This is a genomic window from Phytoactinopolyspora endophytica (genome assembly GCF_004138495.1).
GTDB classification, from domain to species: domain Bacteria; phylum Actinomycetota; class Actinomycetes; order Jiangellales; family Jiangellaceae; genus Phytoactinopolyspora; species Phytoactinopolyspora endophytica.
Genome location: NZ_ML142849.1, coordinates 185,336 through 189,432 on the forward strand (window position 1 = coordinate 185,336; position 4,097 = coordinate 189,432).

General features: G+C 64.4%; 5 protein-coding genes. All 5 read right to left on the bottom strand.

Annotated features, from left to right (window positions below; all coding sequences use genetic code 11):
- Window positions 1-208, bottom strand: a 208-nt coding sequence (locus tag ELR45_RS36335; protein ID WP_240759043.1) for a twin-arginine translocation signal domain-containing protein, incomplete at its 3' end; no start/stop codon positions are given.
- Between the two features lie 155 nt (window positions 209-363).
- Window positions 364-1,881, bottom strand: coding sequence for a glycoside hydrolase family 43 protein (locus ELR45_RS00835; RefSeq protein WP_129662670.1), 1,518 nt, complete (start codon window positions 1,879-1,881; stop codon window positions 364-366).
- Complete coding sequence (locus tag ELR45_RS00840; RefSeq protein ID WP_129662672.1) at window positions 1,878-2,777, bottom strand: carbohydrate ABC transporter permease; 900 nt, start codon at window positions 2,775-2,777, stop codon at window positions 1,878-1,880. The genes ELR45_RS00835 and ELR45_RS00840 overlap by 4 nt, the downstream gene beginning before the upstream one ends.
- A 3-nt stretch (window positions 2,778-2,780) precedes the next feature.
- A complete protein-coding gene (locus ELR45_RS00845; protein WP_129662674.1) occupies window positions 2,781-3,725 on the bottom strand; it encodes a carbohydrate ABC transporter permease in 945 nt (314 codons plus the stop codon).
- Window positions 3,725-4,097, bottom strand: a 373-nt coding sequence (locus ELR45_RS36340) for an extracellular solute-binding protein (protein ID WP_205855638.1), incomplete at its 5' end; no start/stop codon positions are given. The genes ELR45_RS00845 and ELR45_RS36340, both read right to left, overlap by 1 nt.

A 4,097-nucleotide genomic window follows, 5' to 3' on the forward strand; every position in this document is an offset into this window, starting at 1 on the left:
GTGCGAGCCTGGTCCATAGCACCACGCTGCGAGACCCGGGCTCACCCGAGGCGATCCCCAGACCGAACACTCCCTCGGGCACCGGTGTGCGTTCGTCGGCGAATGCTTCGGGCGCTGAGATACCCAGCGCAATGGCGGCTGAGCTGACGCCACTGAGCTGAAGAAATGTTCGCCGGTCGAGCATCGGTGCTTTGCGTCGCTGCGTCATCGGCCTCCGATCGTCAGGCATTGCAGGCATATTGCCTGACACGTGTGGACAATGGGCGACGCCGAGGCAACATCTAGACCTTTGGTCTATGTCCGGACGAAGAAGAGCGCAAATGGATCACCAGTAGTACGTCGCTCGGGCAGTCAGATGTGCGCTCACTTCGCCGTGGCGTACACCACCTCGTGGACCGTCGCATTGCCGGTGAGCGCTTGCATGCCGATCACCCGTCCGGTGAAGCCGCCGGCGACCTCTGTCGACACGTACCTGCCGTCGAACGACGTCAGCGTGCGGTAGCCATCGTTCGACACGAAGCCGAGGACGATGTCGTCGGGCCCATCGGTCAGCGGCTCGCGCGCCTCGATGCACAGCGTGACGGAGCCATCGGCATCGAGCTCGGCGCTGGCCACGTCGGTCTCTACCGGGCCGATCCGCAGCCGCGCCCGGACCGAATCCCGGTCAACGTCGACCGAACACCAGTGCCGGGTGTCTAGCCGCAACGCCAGCCTGAAGGTGCCTCCGTCGAGAGCGACCTTCGCCGTGACCGACCACGTCTGATCTCGAGTGCGGAAGGCGAGCATCCCGGGTTCGCCCCTCTCGCTCGCATCAGCACTCAGGCGGATAGCCCCGGAGCTTTCGTGTGCCCTGAAAGCGTCCGGTGCGGCGTTGGGCGAGACCCAGCGCGGATGCAGCCGGGAAGACCGGAAGTCCTCGACGAAGGAGTGGTCGTACGGACGCGCGCTGAACCGGGACTCGTCGAAGACCGGCCATCCGTCCGTCCAGTCGACACCCGCGAGGAATGTCTCACGCCCGTTGACATGGAAATGCGGGGTGACGCCGCGCGGGCGGGTACCCAGATAGACGGCAGCCCATTCGCCGTCCGGGCGCTGCACGAGGTCCGCGTGTCCCACGTTCTGCACCGGGTGCCGCGTGCTGCGATGGCTGAAGATCGGATTGTGACCAGCGCCCTCGAACGGTCCTGTGATATCGCGTGATCGCGCCACGGACACGCAGTGACCCCGCTCCGTCCCGCCCTCGGCGATGACCAGGTACCACCACCCTCGCGCATGGTAGAGATGGGGAGCTTCCGGCCAGGCGAGACCGGTACCTGTCCACAACAGGCGCGGGGTCTCCAGCAGGACGCCCTTGTCAGGGTCGACGGCGGCCTGAGCGATACCCTTCGTCGCGGGATCGTTCGAGCACCAGGTCACGTAGCAGGTCCCGTCGGAGTCCCACGCGATGTCCGGATCGATTCCCGGCACGCCGTCGATGAACACCGGCTCCGACCACGGCCCTGTGGGGTCGGCAGCCGTGACGATCATGTGCCCTCGGCCGTGGGAGACGTCCGTCGTGATCAGCCAGAAGCGGTTGTCGTGATACCGCAACGTCGGGGCGAAGATGCCGCGGCTGTCGCCCGCTCCTGGCGGTAGCTGGCTCGGCCGGTCGAGGATGTTGCCGATCAGCTCCCAGGTGACGAGGTCGCGGCTGTGAAACAGCGGCACCCCGGGAAAGTACTCGAACGACGACGTGGCCAGGTAGTAGTCGTCGCCGGCGCGGCAGATAGTCGGATCGGGATGAAAACCGGCGATCACCGGCTGCAAACCCGTGCCGATGGCAAGGGCGCCACCCTCCGCTTGCTGTGAGCCTTTGTCGAGCGAGTCCGCGGATATAGTCATTTGATCCCTGTCATTGCGATTCCTTGGGTGAAGTAGCGCTGCAGCGCGACGAACAGCACGAGTACCGGTGTGATGACGAGCACCGATCCGGCGAGCAGAACCCCGTAGTTCGTGGCGTTCTGGCCTGTGGAGTAGAGCGAGAGCGCCACCGGGAGGGTGTACATGTCCTCGCTTTGGGCCACGACGAGTGGCCACAGGAAGTTGTTCCATGAGCTGAGGAAGGTCAGGATCGCCAGCGTCGCGAGAGGCGCACCGCACAGCGGCATCACGATTCCCGCGAATATGCGAACCTCACCCGCACCATCGATGCGAGCCGCCTCGATCAGCGAGTCCGGAATTCCCATGATGAACTGGCGCATCAAGAACACGCCGAGCGGGCTGGCAAGAAATGGCAGGATGAGAGCCGGATATGTGCTGACGAGGCCGAGCTTGCTGACCACGACGAACAGCGGCACGAAGGTGACCACGCCCGGAACCATGAGCGTCACCATGACCAGGACGAAGAGCACACGCTTCCCGGCGAACTCGATCTTGGCCAGTGCATAGCCGACCATCGAGCAGAACAACAGGTTTCCGAGCACGGTGAACACTGCCACTACGGCACTGTTGATGAAGAAGCGCTCGATCTGAAGGTCACCGAACCAGGCGGCGAAGTTGTCAAGCGTCGGCGACTCCGGCCACCACGTCGGCGGCCGCTGAAGCAGTTCGCTCTGCGTCTTGACCGATCCGACGACCATCCAGGCGAAAGGGGTGAACGTCGCGACGACCGCGATCGTCAGCACGACGTAGGTCAGAGTGCGTCCTGGGGCCGGCCTCCTTTTCCGAGGCCGGCGTGGCGTCGGATTCCCGGGCGTGCCCTGCCGGGGGCGGACGACATGAACATCAGGTGCAGCCACGGCCTAGTCCTTCGATCGGAAGGCTCGGAACTGGAAGATACTCAGTAGCGCGATCGCGACGAACAGCACATAACTCGCCGCCGAAGCTACGCCGTAGTTCCCGAAGCCGAACTGGTTGTAGGTGAAATAGCTGATGGACAGGGTCGAGTCCAGAGGACCTCCACGGGTCATGACGAACGGTTCCTCGAAGAACTGGAGAAAGCCGACTGAGAGCAGCACGGCTCCGAGGAGCAAGGTCGGGCGCAGAATCGGCAGCGTGACCCGGAAGAAACGTTGCCAGCTCGACGCCCCGTCGACCTGCGCCGCCTCCAGGACATCCTGCGGCACCTGCTGCAGGCCGGCGAGAAAGATGATCATGAGCGTGCCCATGTTCCGCCACACGGCCATGAGGATCATGGCCGGCATCGCCGACCTCGTGTCATTGAGCCAGTCCGGCCCCGATATCCCCACCCAGCTCAGCACCGTGTTGAGCAGGCCGTCCGGCTGGAGGATGAATCGCCACACGACAGCCACCGCGACGATGCTCGTCACCACTGGCGCATAGAACCCGACGCGGAAGGCTGTCCGGAACCGGGTGATCCCACTGTTCAGAGCCACGGCGAGCGCGAGCGCGACCACCATCGTCAGTGGAATGCCGACCGCCACGAAGTAGAACGTGTTGAACATCGATCGGACGAACTGACGGTTGCTGAACAGCTCCGCGTACTGGTCGAAGCCAACGAAGGTGATCGCCAGCGGACTGGAGATGTCCCGGTTGGTGAAGTCGGTGAACGACATCGACAGCGACGACACCAAGGGGAAAAGCATGAAGAAGGTGAACGTCAGAACGAACGGCAACGCGAACAGGTAGGCGACCATGGTCGCTCTGCGCCGTGTTCCGACCGGCCCGCGGCCACCGGAGCGGCGGTTGCCGGCTCCGGTGGCCACGGGCCTGGTGGCAGACACCATCAGTCGGAACCCGTTCCGAGCGACTCCGCGGTCGACTGCAACTCCGCCATGGCCTGCGCTGGGTCCTTCCCGCTGACGACGATCTCTTCGATGAGCGTGTCAGCGGCATCGGAGACCTGCGGCCAGGTCTCCAGCGCCGGCGCGCTCTTCACGCTCTGCAACTGCTCACCGAAGACGGACGCCTTGGGGTCGCCCGCTAGCGCATCGTCGGTCCACGCGCTCTCCTGGGACGGAAGGTCAGAAGTGGCCTCGAACCACGCGACCTGCGTGTCCGGCTGGGTGAGCCATTCGATGAGCTTCCATGCGGCATCCGCGTTCTCGGAGTTCTCGAAGACGACGAGGTTGGCACCCGCCGCGAATGACGTCGAGGTC

Bases quoted from the DNA above. Each gene is read 5' to 3' on its own strand.
- ELR45_RS00845 (WP_129662674.1), bottom strand. From the start codon at position 3,725: ATGGTGTCTGCCACCAGGCCCGTGGCCACCGGAGCCGGCAACCGCCGC.
- ELR45_RS00835 (WP_129662670.1), bottom strand. From the start codon at position 1,881: ATGACTATATCCGCGGACTCGCTCGACAAAGGCTCACAGCAAGCGGAG.